Source organism: Buchnera aphidicola (Meitanaphis elongallis), from assembly GCA_039830015.1.
Taxonomy (GTDB): Bacteria; Pseudomonadota; Gammaproteobacteria; order Enterobacterales; family Enterobacteriaceae; genus Buchnera_B; species Buchnera_B aphidicola_AU.
Genome location: CP140033.1, coordinates 64628 through 87397, shown reverse-complemented (window position 1 = coordinate 87397; position 22770 = coordinate 64628). Strand labels below are relative to the sequence as shown.

At 24.6% G+C, this 22770-nt stretch carries 22 protein-coding genes and 3 tRNA genes; 9 read left to right on the top strand and 16 right to left on the bottom strand.

What is annotated here, in order from left to right; genetic code table 11:
* Nucleotides 1-138: 138 nt before the first annotated feature.
* Nucleotides 139-2811, bottom strand: coding sequence for a hypothetical protein (locus tag U0T58_00395; GenBank protein XBC42367.1), 2673 nt, complete (start codon nt 2809-2811; stop codon nt 139-141).
* 184 nt (nt 2812-2995) lie between these two features.
* On the opposite strand from U0T58_00395, the gene rpmB reads away from it, so the two are divergent.
* Nucleotides 2996-3253, top strand: a complete 258-nt coding sequence (gene rpmB, locus U0T58_00390) for a 50S ribosomal protein L28 (GenBank protein ID XBC42366.1) — start codon at nt 2996-2998, stop codon at nt 3251-3253.
* Entirely contained in the window at nt 3237-3404 is a 168-nt protein-coding gene (gene rpmG / locus U0T58_00385) for a 50S ribosomal protein L33 (protein ID XBC42365.1), read from the top strand. Before rpmB ends, rpmG begins: the two co-directional genes overlap by 17 nt.
* Nucleotides 3405-3646: 242 nt before the next feature.
* Here rpmG and fliR read toward each other — a convergent pair whose 3' ends face one another.
* From fliR to fliF, 12 genes are all read right to left on the bottom strand, one after another.
* Nucleotides 3647-4420 carry a flagellar biosynthetic protein FliR gene (gene fliR / locus U0T58_00380; GenBank protein ID XBC42364.1) on the bottom strand — a complete coding sequence of 258 codons (774 nt, stop codon included), beginning with the start codon at nt 4418-4420 and terminating at the stop codon, nt 3647-3649.
* Nucleotides 4420-4689 carry a flagellar biosynthesis protein FliQ gene (gene fliQ / locus U0T58_00375; protein XBC42363.1) on the bottom strand — a complete coding sequence of 90 codons (270 nt, stop codon included), beginning with the start codon at nt 4687-4689 and terminating at the stop codon, nt 4420-4422. Before fliQ ends, fliR begins: the two co-directional genes overlap by 1 nt.
* A gap of 78 nt (nt 4690-4767) precedes the next feature.
* Nucleotides 4768-5499: a flagellar type III secretion system pore protein FliP gene (gene fliP, locus U0T58_00370; GenBank protein ID XBC42362.1), complete on the bottom strand. Its 732-nt coding sequence runs from the start codon at nt 5497-5499 to the stop codon at nt 4768-4770.
* Nucleotides 5496-5873 (bottom strand): flagellar biosynthetic protein FliO, encoded by a 378-nt coding sequence (gene fliO, locus U0T58_00365; protein XBC42572.1) that lies wholly within the window; start codon nt 5871-5873, stop codon nt 5496-5498. Before fliO ends, fliP begins: the two co-directional genes overlap by 4 nt.
* A 35-nt stretch (nt 5874-5908) precedes the next feature.
* Nucleotides 5909-6298 (bottom strand): flagellar motor switch protein FliN, encoded by a 390-nt coding sequence (gene fliN / locus U0T58_00360; GenBank protein ID XBC42361.1) that lies wholly within the window; start codon nt 6296-6298, stop codon nt 5909-5911.
* A 10-nt stretch (nt 6299-6308) separates the two neighbouring features.
* Entirely contained in the window at nt 6309-7265 is a 957-nt protein-coding gene (locus U0T58_00355) for a hypothetical protein (GenBank protein ID XBC42360.1), read from the bottom strand.
* Between the two features lie 252 nt (nt 7266-7517).
* Complete coding sequence (locus U0T58_00350) at nt 7518-8543, bottom strand: hypothetical protein (GenBank protein XBC42359.1); 1026 nt, start codon at nt 8541-8543, stop codon at nt 7518-7520.
* 11 nt (nt 8544-8554) lie between these two features.
* Nucleotides 8555-8908 (bottom strand): flagellar export protein FliJ, encoded by a 354-nt coding sequence (locus tag U0T58_00345; GenBank protein ID XBC42358.1) that lies wholly within the window; start codon nt 8906-8908, stop codon nt 8555-8557.
* A gap of 106 nt (nt 8909-9014) precedes the next feature.
* Entirely contained in the window at nt 9015-10358 is a 1344-nt protein-coding gene (locus U0T58_00340) for a FliI/YscN family ATPase (protein ID XBC42571.1), read from the bottom strand.
* Nucleotides 10359-10378: 20 nt separating this feature from the next.
* Nucleotides 10379-11080, bottom strand: coding sequence for a FliH/SctL family protein (locus tag U0T58_00335; GenBank protein XBC42357.1), 702 nt, complete (start codon nt 11078-11080; stop codon nt 10379-10381).
* A gap of 43 nt (nt 11081-11123) precedes the next feature.
* Nucleotides 11124-12074 (bottom strand): FliG C-terminal domain-containing protein, encoded by a 951-nt coding sequence (locus U0T58_00330; protein XBC42356.1) that lies wholly within the window; start codon nt 12072-12074, stop codon nt 11124-11126.
* Entirely contained in the window at nt 12071-13681 is a 1611-nt protein-coding gene (gene fliF, locus U0T58_00325) for a flagellar basal-body MS-ring/collar protein FliF (protein XBC42355.1), read from the bottom strand. The genes U0T58_00330 and fliF overlap by 4 nt, the downstream gene beginning before the upstream one ends.
* 184 nt (nt 13682-13865) lie before the next feature.
* Between fliF and U0T58_00320 the strand changes: the two genes are divergently transcribed.
* Nucleotides 13866-14180, top strand: coding sequence for a flagellar hook-basal body complex protein FliE (locus U0T58_00320; protein ID XBC42354.1), 315 nt, complete (start codon nt 13866-13868; stop codon nt 14178-14180).
* Between the two features lie 351 nt (nt 14181-14531).
* Here U0T58_00320 and U0T58_00315 read toward each other — a convergent pair.
* Both U0T58_00315 and gltX read right to left on the bottom strand, forming a co-directional pair.
* Nucleotides 14532-14604: transfer RNA gene (locus U0T58_00315), tRNA-Ala, on the bottom strand.
* Between the two features lie 134 nt (nt 14605-14738).
* Nucleotides 14739-16142 carry a glutamate--tRNA ligase gene (gene gltX / locus U0T58_00310; protein ID XBC42353.1) on the bottom strand — a complete coding sequence of 468 codons (1404 nt, stop codon included), beginning with the start codon at nt 16140-16142 and terminating at the stop codon, nt 14739-14741.
* Between the two features lie 115 nt (nt 16143-16257).
* Here gltX and U0T58_00305 point away from each other — a divergent pair.
* A tRNA-Val gene (locus U0T58_00305) sits at nt 16258-16330 on the top strand.
* 18 nt (nt 16331-16348) lie between these two features.
* Nucleotides 16349-16421, top strand: a tRNA-Lys gene (locus U0T58_00300).
* A 17-nt stretch (nt 16422-16438) separates the two neighbouring features.
* Here the strand turns inward: U0T58_00300 and ligA are convergent.
* The gene (gene ligA, locus U0T58_00295; GenBank protein XBC42352.1) at nt 16439-18469 is read right to left on the bottom strand and encodes an NAD-dependent DNA ligase LigA; all 2031 of its coding nucleotides are present in this window, start codon (nt 18467-18469) and stop codon (nt 16439-16441) included.
* Between the two features lie 916 nt (nt 18470-19385).
* Here ligA and U0T58_00290 point away from each other — a divergent pair.
* From U0T58_00290 to crr, 4 genes are all read left to right on the top strand, one after another.
* Entirely contained in the window at nt 19386-19577 is a 192-nt protein-coding gene (locus U0T58_00290; GenBank protein ID XBC42351.1) for a hypothetical protein, read from the top strand.
* Nucleotides 19578-20066: 489 nt separating this feature from the next.
* Complete coding sequence (locus U0T58_00285) at nt 20067-20324, top strand: HPr family phosphocarrier protein (protein XBC42350.1); 258 nt, start codon at nt 20067-20069, stop codon at nt 20322-20324.
* Nucleotides 20325-20482: 158 nt separating this feature from the next.
* Entirely contained in the window at nt 20483-22201 is a 1719-nt protein-coding gene (gene ptsI, locus U0T58_00280) for a phosphoenolpyruvate-protein phosphotransferase PtsI (GenBank protein XBC42349.1), read from the top strand.
* A gap of 25 nt (nt 22202-22226) precedes the next feature.
* Nucleotides 22227-22733: a PTS glucose transporter subunit IIA gene (gene crr / locus U0T58_00275; GenBank protein ID XBC42348.1), complete on the top strand. Its 507-nt coding sequence runs from the start codon at nt 22227-22229 to the stop codon at nt 22731-22733.
* Nucleotides 22734-22770: the final 37 nt, after the last annotated feature.

The window sequence follows — 22770 nt, the reverse complement described above, 5'->3', positions numbered from 1 at the left end:
TTATGTTTTATCCTGTAAATAAAAAATCTTATTTATATAAAAGAAATGTCTTATTTACAGGATAAAACACGTATAATGATGTCAAGGTGAAAAACCAAATAAATAAAATTTAAATAATTAAATACAAAACTAACCTATTTATATAGTAAATAACAACAGTTTAAAATTATTTGCTTTAAATAAAAATTTAAGAAAACTTTGAATCGTAATAAAAGTATAGATTTGAATATTATTACAACCAAATAATAAATATATGTTGTCGAAATTAATTTTATTCAAATGAAAGAAACTGTTTACATGCAAATCCTTAATTAACACATTTCCAAGCAAATTTAAATCATACAAATCCTTTTTTAAAAATAATGTTCCGTGTAATGTACTATAAATACTTTTAATGTCTAAAACTAATAGTTTCAGCAGAAGTATCGATGTATTTTTAGATATAAAATCTGTAAAAACAAAAAATTTTTTATGAATTTCTCGAATATTGATAGATCCTAAAAATATTTCATTAACATTTTTATTTATTTTTTCTTCAAAATTAAACTTTAAAATTAACGTTCTACTAGTATGAGAATAATTAGAATTAAATATGATTCTAAGTATAAAAGATCTAAAAAAAGCATTTGAACGCTTTAATTCCATAAATAAATTACTAATATTATTTTCATTTTCACCTAAAATACTTCTTATGCTTTTTTTTACTGTACTAACAACAAACATTTTAAATAAAGAACTTTTAGCAACGAACAATGAATTAAAACCATTAATAATTGCTACATCGTCAAACATAATAAGTATTTTATCAATATTTAAGTTAAATAACGGAGTACAAATATTAATGTTATCAATTATATCAACCCATTGTTTAGAAAAAAAATTAAATCTTTTCTTAAAATTTGCATTAAAAAGTAAAAATTTTTCTAATGCATATAAACGAAAATTACAATTATATTCATAATTATGTAACTTTAAGAAAATATGAGAAAAATTTAAATTTAAAATAGTGAGACCTCTAGCTAATATAATAGTTTCAATTAAAGTATTACTATTAGTATTTAGAATTATTAAAAATTCCAAATTAGAAATCTTAAAAATACTTGAACTTAAATTATATCCTATAAACCTTAATAACAACTTGTTATCTATACTAGAAAATTTAATGTTTCCTCTAATATTTCCAAAATAATTTGAAAACAAACAACTCAACTTATCACATTCAAAAATTATATCAACATAAACATTTCTTTTATTATCTATAGTAGAAATATTGCTTATGTTAAAAATTTTATTTTTTATAGGAACAATCCATTTTTGATAAATTTTAAAAAAAACAGAACGCGATTTATAATTTACTTTATTAAAACGATTCTGGCACAAAATTTTTATATCTAATGATGTATTATGATATTCCTTTAAATGAATCAATTGATATATTATGTTTTGTATCATATATTTAGAATAACAAATATCATTATTATTTTCACTTAATTGAATCGGCACAACACTAGTATTTTTTTTAACAGAACTAAATAAATCATCAGATACAATTTTATTCTTTAAAAATTTATATTGAAAATTCTTAACAAATATCGTTAAATATTTTCCTATTCCTGACAAATATAATTTTATTGAAACAAGTTTGTTTATATTAACAGTACTACTAAAAAAAAAAGTATAATTGAACGGCGTTCTTATAATTCTAACTATTATTTCTTCTAAACATAAACGATCTTCATGACTATTAACTAAATTAAAGTATAAAACAAATGAATTTAAATTTGAAATCAAACCATATCGCTTAGGTGTAAACTTAAAACATATCTTAGTGTTTATAAAACCATAAAATTGACAATTTATATTCAAGCCATGAAACAAAAATCTATTTACAACAATATCAATATTTTGATTTCGTCGATAATTTTTAAAATTGATACAAGTAATAGCTATCTTAGAAAAAAAATCTGTATTACAATCAATCACTCCGAAGACGTTAACATAAACACTTTGATTAAGAAAATTCAAACGTTTTATATTTATTTTATTTTTAATTGTTTGAACATGCAAAGAAAGTCGATGCAAACTAAAATATTTTTTGTTTAAAAAATAAACGTTATTGCTAAAAAAACATTTTATATCAAGGTTTATAGGAAAATTAATAGAACATTTTTCAAAATAATTTAAAATCTCTTTAACAAATTTTTTTGAACTTATAACTGATTTTATATTACATTTTTTAAAATTGCTGTTACTAATATTTTTAATTTTATATTGTTTTATATAAATATTTTCGGATTTACTATACAAACATTTTAACGTGTCTCCAGTCCAACAATATTTACCAGAAAAATGATCCATAAAAAATAACATATTATTTATAAAACAAGAAAAATCATCAAATCTTACATGTTTTAAAATAATAGGCATGCTAAAAAAAGATGCTAAATTAAAATGAAAAGGCATGGTCTTATCAATAGATGATATTCTAGAAATACCAAGATATAAATCACATTTTTTACATACAATTTTATCTACACATACATAAAATTTTTTAAAAAAATTTAAACTTATTTTTATATGCAACTTTTTAATAAAAAGTTTTTTATCAAAAAAATGACAGCTTACATCATAAAATGTACAATTATTTAATTGACCTATTGATTTTTTTATTTCCAATTCTGGTATATAATAGTGTGCTAAATAACAAACAACATTTAATCCAAAATGACTATAAAGTAAAACAATAAAACTAAAAAAACAAAATGTACATAATAAAATTATAGATATCAATAATCTTTTGAAAACATTCATAAGAATTAATCCTATTAACAAAATTTAATCTATAATTTTTAAAAATTAAAATCAAATATATAAAATATAATTCAAAATATGTAAAATTTAAGTCAATATTCAAATACCTTATGTATAACACTTATCATATGTTCATATACATACAATTCCAAAATTATATTATTAAAAAAGGTAGTTCTTAATTATGTCAAAAATATGCAAAATAACTGGAAAGAAACCAATGACCGGAAATTATCGATCGCATGCTATGAATGCTACTAAAAGACGTTTCTTACCAAACTTACATTTTCATAAATTTTGGAATACACAAACAAAAAAATTTATAACACTAAAAGTATCTGCAAAAGGTATGCGATGTATGGATAAAATTGGACTAAACATAATATTAAATAAACAACTTTTATTAAAAAATCGAGAAATAAAAAATGGCAAAAAGCGCTAGAAACAAAATAAAATTAGTTTCTTCTTCAAATAGTAAACATTATTATACTACAACTAAGAACAAAAAAAATAATTCTAAAAAGTTAACATTAAAAAAATACGATCCAATTGTAAAAAAGCATGTATTATATAAAGAAGAAAAAATAAAGTAAAAAATTATATATAACATTCTTAAATACAAAATTACGTAAAAACTGTAAAATGCTAAAGACTACATTATTACATAAAATGAAAATTAGCATTTTATAGAATTCATATCATATGCAAATAATTTATACACTTTATGTGCATAATACTATATTTAAAAATACTTTAAATTTTATTTCAAAATAGACAATTAATAATAATATTAAAAATAAATTATAAATTCCTTCTAATAAAACTTAATTTATACTTAATTACGCCATACTATAGATAACAAAAAAAATAAACGATTAAATACATTATTATACACGTGTGAAAAAAAAGGAATAAACAAGTATAAAATATATAAACCTACTAACAAAGTCATAGTAAATCCAATAGAAAAAATAGAAATTTGAGACGCAATCCTATTTAAAATTCCTATAGACACATTCAATATTAATTGAACTATAATAATTGGCAACATTAACATAAAACTATCAATAAAAATATATTTCGAAAACACAATAACGTTCAAAAACATACTTGAATTTAATTCAATTGCTTGTATAGGAATTTTACGAAAAGTGTCAAATAACATGGATACTATCAAAAGATGACCATTGGATTCCAAAAAAAATAATAATAAAAATATATAGAGAAACCTAGATAAAATTGATGTATTAGAATGAGTGTTTACATCTAAAACAGATGAAAAAGACAAACCCATTTGAAAGCTAATAATTTCTCCAGAAATTTTTATAGTAGAAAATACCAGCTTCATAATAAATCCTAACAATATTCCAATTAATACTTGCTCAATCAATATTAAAAATCCATTAATAGAAAACAAATTAATGTCTATTTTGGGCATAAGCCATATGAAAAACCAACTTATAATAAATGAAGTAAACAATTTTATTTCTTTTGGAATAGATTTATCTTCTAACAACGGAGCAATCATAAAAAAAGACAAAATTCGCGCTACTACAAATAAAAAATTAAAAAAAATAGACATTAAATCGTTTATATTGAAAGTAATCATTAACTAGTTATCAAAGATAAATTATTAAATAAAGAACGAGTATAGTCTAATATTAAAGTTAACATCCATGGTCCAAAAATAACGATAGATAATAAAACAGCAACTACTTTAGGAATAAATGACAATGTTTGTTCATTAATTTGAGTAGCAGCTTGCAAAACACTAATAGCTAAGCCACTACATAGTGCAGCTAATAACAAGGGTGAAGCAAGCATTAAAGTAATTTTTATTGCTTCATGAAAAAGAGTCATTACAAATTCAATAGTCATAAATGTCCTTAATTTATAATGTTTTCAAATATCAAAAGTACTCTCATTAAAACACATTCTGTTAATTATAACTTTAACTTAATGAAGAAAACTTTGAGTTAAAGAAGTTATTAATAATTGCCAACCATCTACTAATACAAACAACATCAATTTAAAAGGTAATGATATTGTTGAAGGAGGAACCATCATCATTCCTAAAGCCATGAGAACACTAGCTACAACTAAATCTATTATTAAAAACGGTATAAAAATAATAAATCCAATTTGAAAAGCCGTCTTTAATTCACTTGTTACAAATGACGGCAACAACACTCGCATTGGAATTTCTTCTTTTTTATATAAATTAACGATTCCAGCCAATTTTGAAAAAAAAAGCAAATCGTTTTCACGCGTTTGTCTAATCATAAATTGATGTAAAGGCTTTATTCCTTTACTAATAGCTACATCTACATTTATCTTGTCTTCAATAAATGGTAAATAAGCATCTTGATAAATTTTATCAAATACTGGAGCCATAATAAAAAAAGTTAAAAAAAGCGATAAACCTAACAAGATTTGATTGGGAGGAGAATAAGGAGTACCCAAAGCATTTCTCAACAAACTAAACACAATAATAATTCTAGAAAAACTAGTCATCATTAATAAAGCTGGTGCAATAAATGTTAATGACGTAATGAACACTAACATTTGTATTGGAAAAGACCAATGCTCTTTTTCATTAAGTAATGAATAATTCGAAGATCCAAAATTTTCTGAATATACTGTGGGACAGAACAACAATACAAACAATGATATTATTTTATACATCATTTTCTTTTATTCCAAAGACGCTTAGTCAGTCTCTTTATTGTACTATCAATACTAATATCTTTAACCAACGATATGTTTTCTTTATCTTTATCTTTTTCTTTTTCTTCTACAGAAGATAACGTATATAAAATAGAAATATTTTTTGAAGTAACACCTATCACTAATCTAATCTCTTTTAAATCCACAATAACAATGCTTTCGTTCGATCCAACTGCTACCTTCTCTATGATTCTTATCAACGAATTATTTATTATTCTTTTTTCAATAAAAATTTTTTTAACAATCCAAATGCATAAACAAAAAACTGCAATTACCTTAAAATAAGGCATTCCAATTTTTGATAACATCATTTCTACTGAAATAGGTTGAAACATAGTATTCACAAAAATTTCTCATAATGTTTAAATGGTTAATCAATGTGATTTAAATATCTTGAATTATCGACTATACTAGTAATTCTAATCCCATATTTTTCCTCTACAATAACTAATTCTCCTTTAGCAATTACAAACTTGTTTACTAATATATTTAATGGTTCACCTGAATACTTATTTAAAGTTAATATAGAACCTTTACTTAAATTAAGAAGGTCTTTAATTTTTAATTGAATTTTTCCTAATTCGACTGTCAAATCAACGGGAATGTCAATAACAAATTTTATGTTACCTAATTCTTCTACAGATTTTTTTGAAATAACTATATTCTCATTCTCTTTATATTTTTTTTTATCTAAATGTTCTTTAAACTTATCAATTTTATCATTACTTTTATTGTCTACTGTATCTTTTATACCATTCATAAATATTTTCCTAATAACCATTATGCTTTAATTTAAAAAAATTTTTTAAAAAAAAACACGATTTTTTTTCATATATTCTATATTCTCCCACCAATATAGGTACATTACGAGAATACGCTATAGCATTTTTTGGAAGATGAATAGAAATAATATCACCAATTTTTAACATCAACATCTGAGATAATAACAATGAAAAACTGACTAATTTAATATCTAAATTTATTTCCAAATTATATATCATTGGCCATAACAACCTTTTCGATTTTTTTTTTACTAAATTATCTCTCGTACATTTATTTGCTAATTTATCTCTACAATTTTTAATTATAGATAACGGAAAACCTATATTTAAAAATCCTAATATATTACCAAAATTTACTTTAAAATTCATAAATAAAAATATGTTGCTATTTGAGACAATGTGCTTAATGTGAAATTTTTGAATTAATTTAAAATCGGAAAGTCTTATGTCTATATCAAACTTTTTCTTCCAGGAAACACTATATATTTTTTTAACAATATTTAATATTTTTTTCAAAATATTTGCTTCAACAATAGTTAATCTATAGACACAACATTTAGTAGTTTCAGTTACACCTTTTCCTCCAAACAAAATATCTATAATCGACGGTATTATATTATCAGATAAATGCACTATTCCCGTTTCTGAATAGGGCATAATTGTGCAATAACTTAAAAATTTTGAATGTATGTGACAATTATTATACTCATTATATTTTTCTAATTTAATGCTGTCAAATTCCAAATTAAACTCAACATTTATAACATCCAATAAGTCTAATGAAACTTGATTGGAAAATAGATCACAAATCTCTATTAAAGATCGTTTTGTTTTGTAAATAGTATAATAATCCATTTCCCAATCATGAACACAAACTGTTGGAACTTTTTTTATTTCGCTTATCATATTATCTTTTTTCATATTAAAAATAACATCATGTTCCATTAAAACACCTTAAAATATAAGTACTAATTTAAATATATATGTTAACGTTTCAAAACATCAATTTTCTATTAAATATATAAAACTATAATGTAAATGCACGCTAATCAAACAACTCATAAATACTCTATTATTATACATAAACGTCAATAACTTTCTTATCTTCAATAAAACAACGTAATTCTAATAGAAAAAATGTATAAAACCTCTATATTTCTCTTTTTTATAAATCGATACAGCAATATTATTCATTATTTAATCATAATAATGACAATTATTTTTTAAAATAATAGTTTCTCTAAAATTTTGATCACGCACTGTAATATCTTCAAATTTAATTCCAGTTTTAAAAACAACATTGTGTAAACTTGAAATATCAGATTTTAAAAGTTTTCTTACAGTACTGTTATTCGAAATTAAGTCTAATTTAATTAATTTATTTTTTTTTGTTTTAAACCGTATAAATAAAGATCCCAAACATTGTGAATATAAAAATAGTTCTACAATAGTTTTTTTTTTAAAAAAAGATGATAACAACTGTTTATGAACAGATTCTATCCAATAATTTTTAATTAAGTTCATATCTTGACTATAAAATATGCAATAATATATTTTTTTTACATAATTTTCATAATTTACGTTTATAAATAAATTAGATAAATATATTGTTTGTTCATAATCTAATATAAAGTCAATACCTTTGTTATAACATGTTTTCTTTTTAAAATAAATATTTGACATCGTTATAGATTTTAAGCACGGCACTGTTTGAAATGCATTACCTTTGAATGTTTTAAAATTTACAATAGAACTTACAAAATCAATATTCTTTCTAAACAAATTAAATACTACATCCCTATTGACTCTTTTAATTTTTTCAAATAAATGATGCGCATATCGTAATGAAAAATCATGAATTTGTGATTGAAAAGACAATCCATTTAATTGAGATAAATTATTTATACATCTCGAAGTATACGTATTACTTCCTAAAAACAAATAAAATTTTGAAACAATATCACTAATTAAATAATTTCTTTCTTCAAAACTGTTTACTTTTTTTTTAATTTTGTTCTTTAAAAAAATAACGTTAAGAACAGTATTTATTTCATTTTTTTTATCTTTTATAACACCCCGTTTAACATTACTTTTATCATAAACAAAGTTGTTATTAAAAATTTTAAAAAAGCACACCGATTGTTTTTTTAAATTTGACTTATAAGAACTATGTTTATATTTATGCAATAAAGTAGTTGTAACTACATCTATAATCTTTGACATAAAACAATAATTTACCTTTTTTTTAAAAAAGATTTTTGAACGTATTCATCAAGTTGTACTTGCTCTCCTAACTGCATTAGTTGAACATTATGACTTAATAATTTTAAAGACATCATTTTCCACATATTTAACTTACATTGACTTTTTTTCCATAACATGAAATACGTATGATATTGCTCTTCATACTTTTTTACAATTTTTTCTTGCTTTACAATACCAGATATTAACGAAGAAATAAAAATATCATAATTTTTTAATTCGAATCCATAAATACCACCAGACACTTTATATCTTAATTTAATAAGATACTCATACCTATATTTTAACAACAAATCGATTTGCTCCTGAATCTTATTCTTGTTCAAAAGAATATTTTTTAAAATCAAAGATAATTGTTGATTTTTTTTTTATCGAGTTTTTCAAGTAAATCAATAAATTTTTGATTTTTAAACATACATTTGCATCTCCTACTCACTTGAATAATGCATATAAATCTCTTTTAGACTCAAAAAAAGTACTTTTCTCATGCATACCTTGTTGTAAAAATTTCTCTAATTTAGGTAACAAAGCTATAGCCGTATCTAATTCTGAATTAGTACCTGCAACATATGCTCCTACATTAATCAGATCACGATTACGTTGATAACAAGAAAGCATTTTTTTTAAACAACGCGCTTTAGAACTATGAACAGAATCAATAATGCTTGTCATCACCCTACTAACAGAAGTTTCAATATTAATAGCAGGATAATGACCAGATTCAGCATATTCTCGAGATAATATAATATGTCCATCTAATATAGATCGTGCAGAATCTGCAATAGGATCATATCCTCCTATTTCTTCCTCTGTTAATACTGTATAAAAAGCTGTGATAGATCCTTTTCTCGTTGTTCCGTTTCCTGCTCGTTCTAGCAAAGAAAATATTTTAGAAAATACAGATGGAGGATAACCCTTAGTAGCGGGTAGTTCACCTATAGACAATGCTATCTCTCGATGCGCCATAGCATACCGTGTCAAAGAATCCATAATTAATAATACATGAAAATTCTTATCTCGAAAATATTCAGCAATACATACAGCATAGTTAGCTCCTTGTACTTGCAATAAAGGAGAAAACTCAGCAGGAGACGCAATAACTACTGATTTTTTAAGAGCTTTTTTAGTTAAAATAGTCTCAATAAATTCTTTAACTTCTCGTCCACGTTCTCCTATTAATCCTAATATAACTACGTCTGCTTCAGTATATTTAGTCATCATTCCAAGTAACACACTTTTCCCTAATCCAGAACTAGAAAATAATCCAATTCGTTGTCCTCTTCCAATAGTTAATAATGCATTTATTGTACGAATTCCAGTATCTAATACATCTGTGATAGGAGATCTATGTAATGGATTAATACTAGAATAAGACAATGCTTTCTTATACTTTGCTTTAATTTCTTTTAAATCATCTAATGGCCTTCCTGTACTGTCTAACACTCTCCCTAATAATCCTTCATATATTGGTAATTTACTAATTTCATAACTTATACCACCCAACATTTTTGGGCGCACTCTAGAACCTAAAACAATACCATCTGTATTTTGTAATGGCATTAAAAATAATATATCATTTTTAAATCCTATTACTTTAGCCTCTATTTCATCGATACTATACGCATCTAAAGTTTTTCCTATATAGCAAATAGATCCAATAGATAATTGTAGACCACCTACCTCTAAAATAGATCCATTAAATCCTATTAAACGTCCGTAATTTACTATACTTGGAATATTCTCTATTTCTTTCTCAAAAATTGATAACTTTTTCATCCATTTATCTGTTCTTAAGTTCACGATTCTTCCTTTTTCAAAACTAATCTACATAATTCTGTCCAACGTCCTAGAACAGTCGAATCTAATATAGTATTTCCTAAAAAAACTATACATCCTCCTCTAGACACTTTTTCATCATATAATATTACCCACTTATATTTAAAAAACATCGTTCCAAAAGTATTTTCAATAATTTCTTTATCACTAGGGTTAATTAAAAGTTTAGGCTTATGAAAAACAATTTTTTCATGTTCAAGAATTTTTTTTATTTTTTGTATCAAGCTTTGATCATCATAAAATAACGTAGTTTCTATGACTTTTTTAGCAACATTCAATGCTAAATTAACTAAACGCGAAGAAATAACGTCATCTAATGCTATTAAAGATTGTTCAAAATTAAATAAAAAATTATTCATTTCGGTTAATAAAACATCATTCTTTTTATTAAATTCTAATAATGCTTTGTCAAATCCTGCAATAAATCCATCTTTCTCTCCTTTAAAAAAACCTTCTGTATAATTAGGTTGGTTATCTTCTAAAAAAAGATCATTATTTTCTTTAGAAACAAATCTAGTGCTCTCATCATTTTTCTCTTGTTTTTGATTTCGTTGTTCATTGCGTATGTTTATATTATTTTCTGATATCTTATTAGCATCTTTTCTTATTTCTTCAGGATACCATTTTCTCCAAACTGTTTTCACTATACATTTTTGATGCATAAAACTCCCCCATGCTTTAAAATATAATTAAATTCAATGACAACTAAAAGTATTTTTTAATTACATTCAATAGATCTTTTTGTTTCTTTTCAATAACATCTGTTGATATAAAAGATTTTTTAATAAAAAAACTTCTCAAATAATTAGAATCTTTTTCAGACATATTTTTCAAAATTTTTTCTTTTAATAATTCACTAGATACTTGCAAAGCAATCGCTAATTCGTCTAACTTAACTTCTTTAATTAAACGTTGAATATATAAATCATCAAAATGTGCAATATCTTCAAAAGAAAGAACTTTAGACTTAATAACATGTGCTAACTCTTTATTAGACTCTTGTATTTTACTTATAATACGTTTTTCTTGATCATACGTCATTAACTTCAATAATTCTACAATAGTTGTAATTCCACCTTTTTTAGATATGTTTTCTCGATTTTTTTGTAATAAATAGTTAATAATTTTAATTAATTCATTTTTTCCTGATTTTTTTATACCAGTAAAATCAACAATTCTAGAAACAACATCTAAACTTAACTGTTCTTCTAAATAAGACAAAATAGCTGACGCCTGATTTCGATCAAGATAAACTAACATTGTTGTAATAATTTGAGGATGTTCATGTTGTATTAATTCAGCAATATTTTTAGGATCAATCATATTCAACTGTTTAATACCATCAACAATTTTATTATCATCTTTAATATCATCTAATAAAACTGCCGAATTTTTGTCTCCTAAAACTTTTTGAGATAAAGAAACAACATAATTTCTATTCACTACGGCAGTGGAACTATCTAAAGAAAAATTACTATTAAACTCAGATATCACTTGATTAACGACAACACATGGAATTTTTTCTAAATTTAGCATACATTTAATAAGATTCTGAATTTCTGAAAAAGACAGCTCTTTTAATATTTCAACAGCTTGATTTGCACCAATCGTAATTAATAAAATAGCGCTTTTCGTGATACCATTCAAATTCATCATTTTTTATCATCATCCATCCATCTTCGTATAATTGTAGCTATAACATGGGGATCATTTTTAGACAAATCGCTAAAACCTTTATCTATAGCAACATTTTTTAAACAATTTTTTATTGTATTAAATGTTTCACCATCATTATTTTTTGATACATGTTTCAATTTATCATCTTTGATAGTATTTTTAGAAAAGAATGCTCGATAAAAAATATAAACCATTATTAAAAAAATTGATATTAATCCATATTTAAACAGTTTATTAAAAAACAAAGATTCATTCCAAAAAGAAACATTTTTATAAACATTAAAAAAGGGTTTTACAAACAATGAACTAACCACAGAAACAGTATCTCCTCTTTCCGCAGAGAATCCAATTACTGCTCGAATTAAATTCTCAATTTTATTTATCTGGTAAGGACTCAAAGATGCTAAATCTCCATTTTTATCACGAATATAATTTATTACAACAGCTACTGATAAACGTTTAATATCACCTATCTGTAATTTACTATGTAAAATAGTTCGATCTAATTCATAATTTGTAATGTAATCTTGAGTAGTATTAGATTTTGGTAACATTAGTGAACGATCAATCTGCTTATCAAAAACATTATTAGATGATAATTTGTTAGACAAAACGTTTAGTTTATTAGAAAAATTATTAGAAGAAACATAATCATTTAAATGTCTTTCATTAACTTCTACATTACTATTTCCTTGATGTGATCGAATAGATTTGCTATCGTTTCTATAATTTGGTTTATACTTTTCTTCCATACTTTCTCGTCTATCAAAATTTATTTGAGCCGTAACCTGTGCATGTACGTTATTTAAACCAACTAATGGTATTAAAATATTTTCAATTCTTTGTTTATAGTGGTCTTCAACTAAATCATAGTATTTCAGTTTAATATCATCAACATTATTATCAAAAGAATCATTACTATTCAATAATTTTCCTTTCTGATCAATAATAGTAATATTATCAACAGATAGTCCGGATATACTTCCAGATACCATATGCAAAATAGCACTAATTTGACTTGAATTAATATTTAAATTTTTTTTAATTCCCAAAATAATAGAAGCTGAAGTTAATTTTTTATCTTGAATAAATAATGAAGGTTTTGGAAATGCTATATGTACTCTAGCAGTTTTAATATTGTCTAATTGCTGTATGCTCCTTGCAAGTTCTCCTTCTAAAGCCCTTTGATAATTTATTTGCTCATTAAATTGACTTATTCCAAATTTTTCTTGATCTAATAGTTCGAATCCAATGCTATTTCCTTTAGGAATGCCTTGTTCAAATAAATTAATTCGAGCTTCTTGCAATTTATTTTCTGGAACTAATACAATACTATGATTATCATCAGATTTAAAAGGAATATTTATGCGTGCTAATTGAGAAACAATTAATCTTTCGTCTTCGCTAGACAAACCATTATATAAAACACAATAACGAGACGACTTAAAAAAAAATATGTAAAACATAATTGCTAAAAATGCCAATAATATCGTGATAGCAACACGAAAATTTGATGAAAAATAAGAAAAATAACTTTTTTTATTTGTGCCTGTTGAGTTAGTGCTATGTTTGAGACTAACATTCATGAATTATTCCTTTAAAAGCTAACTTATGCATAATTTATTATTACATCTTAATAAACGTATCTATTACATAAAATAATCATTAATAATACTTTTTAAAAAAATAAAAAAACACTTTAAAACATTTTATCATCTGCTAACTTATGTTAATATCCATTTTATTCATATTAATTTTTCAGAGAAGACAATGTTTACTGATACTATACAAAACAATCTTGAAATATTAACCTCGTTTGGTCCCAAAATAGATATAACTGATGCTAAAGATAATATTTTCGAAAAGTTTACAGACAATGTCAAAGAGGTATTTAGTTTACTGAATTCTGACCAAGAAAAAACAGAAAGTGAATCTAAAAACCTTACACTAAACAAAAACGAAAGTATGACCTTAAACGATATCTTAATCAATCTTCAAAAAAATTTAATATCAACAGAAACACTGATACAAATTCGTAATAAACTAATGTCAGGTTATCAAGAACTAATGAACGTACAAATTTAATAATTAAATCATTGTTGAATATCAATTTGTTACTAATATATTAAATGTCTAAAAGTTTAACATTTAATATATTAGAATCAATACATCCAAACAACTAAATAACTACAAAAAATATATATTATCTATGCTACAACTATTAAAGTCTATATTAAAATTTAAAAAATTGTTTTATCGTTTACTACTTACAAGCAAGTTATAACATGCAAAAAATTACTAATCACTCTCACTGTTCATAAAAAAATAAATGAAAAATACAAAATAATATAACAATTAAGATAATACTTATAAAATTATCATCTCTCAAAAACACATTTATTAGTTTCACTTAACGTAATTAATTTTAAGAATTCATGGAGCTAAGCGGAATCGAACCGCTATCTTTTGCATGCCATGCAAATGCTCTCCCCGATTGAGCTATAACCCCTATACAAAATAAAGCTACATAATTATCTATTAAAACAAGTAATGAAAATAACATTCACTATTAATTCCAAATCTATATAATGCTATTGAAATTACTAGAGCACTAAAGTACTTATTAATTTCAATTGTTCAAAATTAATTTTTGTCAACATATGACAAAGCAGTTTGTATTCTTGATAAAGATCGATGTTTTCCTACTCCATACAAAACAATATGAATACTAGGAGAAATTGTATTACCAGTCATAGCTACTCTTATAGGCATAGAAACTAGTTTAAAAGTCATTTTTAACTCACTAACTACAATACGTATTGTGACTAATAATTCTTCTAAATTCCATACTTCAAGATTTGAAATTTTGTTATATACGTGTTTCAAAACTATAATAGAAGATTTTACTAAATATTTTTTAGCTGCATCTACATTAAAAACAACATGATCGCTATAAAAATAATAAGAAGAACTGACTATGTCTTCTAACGTATTACAACGATGACCAATAATTTTAATAAGTTCAATTAAATCCGGGCCATTTGAATAATCAATATTTTTTTTTCGAAATTGATATTCAAGATGTTTTTTTACGAAACTGACAGGCAAGTTTTTAATATAAAATCGATTTAACCATAGCAATTTATTTAAATCGAAACGACTAGGTGATTTACTAATTCCATTTAATGTAAATAACTTTATCATATCATTTTTACTAAAGATTTCTTGATTTCCATAAGCCCATCCTAATCGTACAATATAGTTAAGCAAAGATTCTGGCAAATAACCCTGTAACTTGTATTCCAATATACTTACTACTTCTTGTCTCTTAGATAACTTCTTTCCATGAACGTCTAATATCATTGACACATGAGCATAAATAGGAATATGCGAACCTAACGCATGTAAAAGATTAATTTGACGTGGAGTATTATTAATATGATCTTCTCCTCGAATAACATGAGTAATATTCATATCACGATCATCTATTGCTGCACAAAAATTATATGTAGGTATACCATTAGTTCTCTGAATAATAACATCATCTAATTCACTATTATTAAAAAATATCTTTCCTCTAATTACATCTACAAATGATACTGTTCCATGTATAGGATTACAAAATCGCACTACATATTTTGAATTATTTTCATTGCTTTTTCCAGAATGTCTACATTTGCGATCATATCTTGGTTTTTGTTTATTTAACAACTGATTTTTTCTTAAAATACTTAATCTATTATTCGTGCAATAACATTTATAGGCTAATCCCGAAGTAACCATAGAACTAATAATATTTTTGTAATACTCTAATTTTTCACTTTGAAAATAAGGTCCTTCGTCCCAATTTAATCCTAACCATTCCAATCCTTTTATTATCTCTGACGTTGCAATCTTTGTAGAACGCTTAAAATCCGTATCTTCAATACGCAAAATAAATTTCCCATTTTTACTTCTAGCAAATAACCACGCGTATAATGCAGTTCGTATGCTTCCAATATGTAAAGATCCTGTAGGACTGGGAGCAAATCTCGTAATAATTGACATTATGTCCTCAATTAAAATTCAAACATTACAATAATAAACAACATATATAAAAATAGACAACAAATTAAAAAAAAAGATTGACTCTATATTTCTATTCCTTACAATAGATACATAAGGGTGATTAGCTCAGTTGGTAGAGCTTCTCCTTTACACGGAGAAGGTCGGCGGTTCAAATCCGTCATCACCCATTGTATATAAAATGATAAGGGTCGTTAGCTCAGTTGGTAGAGCAGTTGACTTTTAATCAATTGGTCGCAGGTTCAAATCCTGCACGACCCAAAGTGTGATTTTATATATTATAATTCAAAAAACTTTTTAATTGTATCTAACAACTCTTGTTCTAATATTACTTTTAAATTAAATTCTTTAGATTTAACAAATTTATGTCCTGGATTTTTTCCTAATATAATATAATCTGTGTTTTTTGAAACATTTGACATAACACGCCCTTCTAACTTATTTATCCAATATATAACTTTAGTACGAGAAAATTTGTTAAATGAACCACTAATAACTACTTTTTTTTTAAAAAATAGATTCGATCTTCTTACTATTTCATCAGATCGTATATAACTCAAAGATATATTTAAATTTTTCGATAAACTAAAAATAATTTCTCTGTTAACTTTTTTATTTATAAAATTAAATAAGTGATGTGCAGTGCTCAATCCAATTCCTTTCAATAAACAAAGTTCTTGTAATGTTGAATTCATTAAGTTGTCTAAAGACCTAAAATGTTGAGCAATGATTTTTGATTTAACAAATCCAACTTCGCATATTCCTAAAGAACACAAAAACTTAGAAAAAGTAATATCCCTAGATCTATTAATAGCACTAATAATATTGATTGCCGTTTTTTTTCCGATGTCATCTAAACTAATAAGTAATTTATAAGTAAGACTAAAAAAATCTGAAAAATTTTTAATATAATTTTTATCTACTAATTTACTAATAATTTTAAAACCCAATCCACAAATGTTCAAACCATCTTTAGAGCAAAAATAATACAACATTCTCTTAAGTTGCCCGCTACATTTTAAACCTTGCATACAACGCACTTTAACAAATTCATCGTCTACTTTAAGCACAGATTTACAAACTGGACACAAACGAGGAAATTCTATTTGTGATACATCATCAGAACAACAATTTCCAATAACACTAATTATCTTAGGAATTACATCTCCAGAACGCTTAACCTTAATAAAATCTCCTATACGCACACCTAATCTTTTAATCTCGCCAAAGTTATATAAAGATACCTTCCCTATAGTTACACCAGATATGCGAACAGGATCAATTATAGCAACGGGGGTTATTACTCCCGTTCTCCCAACCTGATATATAACATTCAAAATTTTAGAAATTTTTTCTTGATCAATAAACTTTATCGCTATGGCCCATCGCGGTGCTGTATTCATATATCCCAATTTACTCTGTAAAATAACAGAATCAACTTTTACAACTATTCCATCAATATCAAAATCTAAAAATTGTCGTACATTTTTAATTTTTTCAAAAAAATGCAAAACATCACTATAAGAATAAAATATAGAATTATACCCACTAATTGGTAGTCCCCAACGATGCAATTGAAGTAATCTATGATAATGACTAAAAATGTTTGTATACCTAGGATAATAACCATATCCATAGCAACAAAATGTCAAATTATTTATAATAGTTGTTTTAGAACACTTTTGACGCAATAATCCAGAAGATGCATTTCTAGTATTAGAAAATATCTTAGTATGATTATTGATTGCCTCACTATTTAATCGCATTAAATTACTTTTTAACATAAATATTTCTCCTCTTACTTCTAACTTTCTAGGCACGTTTATTCCATGCAATTTGTTAGGAATAGAAGAAATCATACGAACATTATTAGTGACATCCTCTCCTATAATTCCATCGCCTCTAGTCATTGCCCTGATTAATATTCCCTTTTTATATATCAAATTTAAAGCTAAACCATCAATTTTAAGTTCACAGCAGAAAGCAATTCTTATTTCTTTTAAAAAACGTTTAATCTTCCTGTCAAAATTTAAATAACTATTAGTATCAAATACATGATTTAAAGATAACATAGGAGTTATATGCTTATATCGTTTCAATCCAGCTATACCTGGAGCTCCTACTGAAGAAACAAAAAAATCTTCTTCTGCAAACAAATGTTTATATTTCTTTTTCAAATAATTTAGCTTTTCTATTAAAAAATCATATCTGCAATCAGAAATTATCGGAGAACCAAGAGAATGATATAAATATTCGTGATAGCGCATTCTTTCTTTTAATCTTAATATATAATTTTTTATAAACATCATAGAACACCGATCATATAAATTAAAATTATCTATAAATCAACAAAAAAATAAAATTTTATCAATGAAAATATTTCATGTTAATAATAACAATTATTTAAAACGATCTTCCAAATATAAAACCGTATAATTTTAGTATAATCACAATTATAAATAACGTCATAACTTAAATAATTTAATAACATAAGCTAGTAGCTAACTAAATTGTGTTAACAACAATATTTCATATTATATGTTTACAATAATTACTAATTAATTTAAAAAGTATGTATACAAAATTTGTTTTAAATGCAAAAAAACTTTTCATCATGTTAAAAAATTTAATTTTTCAATATAGTTCAGTATATTGTTAAATAACATGTGTATAATTACTATAAAAAAATATGAATAAAATTTATTCAAATAACACAACTACTATTAGTAATAAACTATTTTTAAGCTAAACAAAATAAGTAAGGGGGGTATATTTTAGTAAAAATCGAACCTAAAAATCCTAATTTTAGCGTAAGATATCACATTAAAACTAATATGATATAGAATTCTGCACAAAATGTAGCGTGTTAAAAAAGAAAAACTATTATTGAAACTATAAATGGAAATATAGAAATTGCTTTATCTTAAATTACTACAACTAAAAAACACAAAATTATACTAATCATACCAAATAAAATGTCTATTGAACGTAAAAAACTTATTAACGCCTTTAAGTACTACTATAAAATTAAAATAGTTCAAAAGAAATACAAGAAGTTATAAATCAAAAAAGACATATAATGCTAAGAAATCCTAAAACATATATGCATTACTGAAACGATTTGAAAATCCTTCAAATCCGGAAATACACGAAAAACCATTAATCCAAAAATTTGGAATAATATAAATGAAAAACTAAATGTGTTGACATTAAATGTCAAAATAGGTGGAACTATTACAGAAGTTTCTTAACTCATTAAAAATAAAGAAAAAAGACAAACTTATCAGAATTACTGTAGAACCATACAATTCTTCAACAATTATTCCACACTTAAATGGTACAAACTTAAGACCAGAACATCATAAAACAAAAAGAACAGAAACTAATTTTATACCAAAGAACTTAAATTTAAACTAAATTGATCGAGTGATTACAGTATCTAATTGAAAAGCTATATTTACTACGCAAAATTAATGAAAGAAGAAAGAACTTCATCCGAAACATAATCTAAAGCAGCGATACTGCTGTATTAAGATTATAAAAAAGATTCCTTCAAAAAATGTATAATAACTATTTTCCCTTCTTCTGGAGAACAATATTTGAATACAACATTATTTTCAAATTTATAAGTTAGATTAACAATATTAATTATCAAAATAATTTGCTATTTTATACAAACATCATTTTAAATTATTTTAAACAATATGTTTCTGTACGTACAAACTAAAACAATACGACAGTTTTCAAATACATAAATGCTATAAATTAAATATAACAGCAAAAATTGATATTAATTTTATAGTATCTTACATTAAAATATTTAATTAAATTAAAATAATAAATGTTTTATAATATTATATACTAATTTTATTTAAGTAATTTAAAATAAAATTAGGGAGAAAATGAATGTTTCAAAAAGAAATTTTAATTACTAATCCTCATGGATTACATACCCGTCCTGCTGCACTTTTAGTAAAAGAAGCCAAAAAATTTATTTCAGAAATAAACATTATTTCTAATGGAAAATCTGTAAATGCAAAAAGTCTATTTAAACTACAAACATTAGGCTTAGTAAAAAATAGTTTAATTACTATTTCTGCAAATGGACAAGACGAAAAAATAGCAGTAGAAAACTTAGAAAAACTTATAAAAACACTTAAATAAAAATTTGTGTCTTAAAATATTAAATATTATCATAGTACAATTTTTCCGGAAGTATAATGTTACTTCCGGATAATATATACTCATTAATATAATATTACCTGAGACCAACAAATTACTATCATAAAAATATAACATATTGTTATGTTAAGGGTAATATTATGATTTCAGGAATTTTAGCATCTCCAGGTATCGCTTTTGGAAATGCACTACTACTAATAGAAGAAAACATTCTTATTAATAAAAATAAAATTAAACATAATGAAATTAAACAAGAGATCAAAAAATTTGTTCAAGGAAAATCTAAAACCATTGATCAACTTCACATTATTAAATTGCAAGTAGCAAAAAACTTCAAAAATAAAAAAGAAGACATTTTTGAAGGACACATTATGTTAATAGAAGATGAAGAACTAGAACAAAATGTATTACATCTTATTAAAAGAAAATGTTTTTCAGCAGAATACGCAACTCAAGTTGTGATCGAAAAACAAGCGGAAACACTAGCAAAACTAGATGATGAATATTTAAGAAACAGAGCTATTGATATTAGAGATATTGGAAATAGACTAATTAAAAATATACTAAATTTAAATATCGTCGATCTCAATCACATTCAAAATCCTGTTATTTTAATAGCTAAAGATCTAACTCCTTCGGAAACTGCTCAAATAAAATTAAATAAAGTATTAGGATTCATTACAGATCTAGGTGGACAAACATCACATACTTCTATTATGGCCCGTTCTCTAGAAATACCCGCAATTGTTGGAACCGGAAATATAACACAAAAAGTAAATAATAATGATTTCCTAATATTAGATGGTATTAATAACGCTATATTTATTAATCCAAACGAATCCAAAATAAAAAAACTAAAAAAACTAAAAAAAAAATACGAATTAGAAAAAAACGATTTAACACAATTAAAATATTTAAATGCAATTACCATAGATGGGCATAAAATAAAAATTGGGGCAAATATAAGCACCATACATGATATTGAAAACGCAAAAAAACATGGAGCTGAATGTATTGGACTTTACCGAACAGAATTTTTGTTCATGAATCGTACTTCTTTTCCAAGTGAAGAAGAACAATTTAACGCATACAAAATAGTAGCAGAAACCATGAAAGAAAAATCCGTAATAATAAGAACTATGGATATAGGAGGTGATAAAAATCTTTCATACATGAATATTCCTAAAGAAGATAATCCTTTTTTAGGATGGCGAGCTATCCGAATAGCAATGGATAAAAAAGAAATTCTACATGCTCAATTAACTGCAATATTAAGAGCATCTGTTTTCGGAAAACTAAAAATAATGTTTCCTATGATTATTTCTGTAGAAGAAGTACGGAGTTTAAAAGAAGAACTAGAAAAATTGAAAACTATACTCAAACATAAAAAAATAAAATTTAATTCAAAAATAGAAATAGGAATCATGATAGAAACTCCAGCATCTGCTATAATAGCTAATCATTTAGCAAAAGAAGTAGATTTCTTTAGCATCGGAAGCAATGACCTAACACAATACACGCTAGCTGTAGACAGAGGAAACGATTCAATATCAAATTTATATGATCCCATGAGTCCTTCTGTGCTAAACTTGATTCAAAAAATTATCAACGCTGCTCATAACGCTGGAAAATGGACTGGAATGTGTGGAGAACTAGCTGGAAATGAAAAAGCTACTGCATTACTACTCGGTATGGGTTTAGATGAATTTAGTATGAGCGCATCAACTATTCCAAAAATCAAAAAAATAATTCGAAAAACAAATTTTATAGATGCCACGCACCTAGCAAAAAACGTTTTATCCAAACCAACATCAAAAGAAATAATGAATATTATTGACGAATTTTGCAGAAATAGTTAACAAAAAATTATTAACAGGAAAAAATATGAATTTGTTTTCTAATTTTTTTAGCAATAAAAACACAATATCTAATACAACAATAAATATTTTTGCTCCATTGTCTGGAAGTATAGTTAACATTGAAGACGTTCCAGACATAGTATTTTCAAAAAAAATAGTAGGAGATGGAATAGCTATTTTACCAAATAGTAATGTTATATTAGCACCAATCGATGGAACTATTGGAAAAATATTCAAAACGTTACACGCTTTTTCAATTAAATCAAAAAAAAACAACATCGAGTTGTTTGTACATTTTGGAATAGATACAGTCAACTTAAAAGGTATTGGATTTGAAAAAATTGCTCAAGAAAACCAAACTATAAAAATAGGAGATCCAATTATTAACCTTAACTTGCCTCTATTACAAAAGACAGCTAAATCTATATTAACACCTGTAGTTGTATCAAACATAGAAACATTTAAAGAAATACATAAAAAATCCGGGCAAGTTGTTGCAGGTAAAGATATAATTTTTTCTATAAAAAAATAATATTTCTATAGGTAAAACGGTTTAAAAACCATCCGTT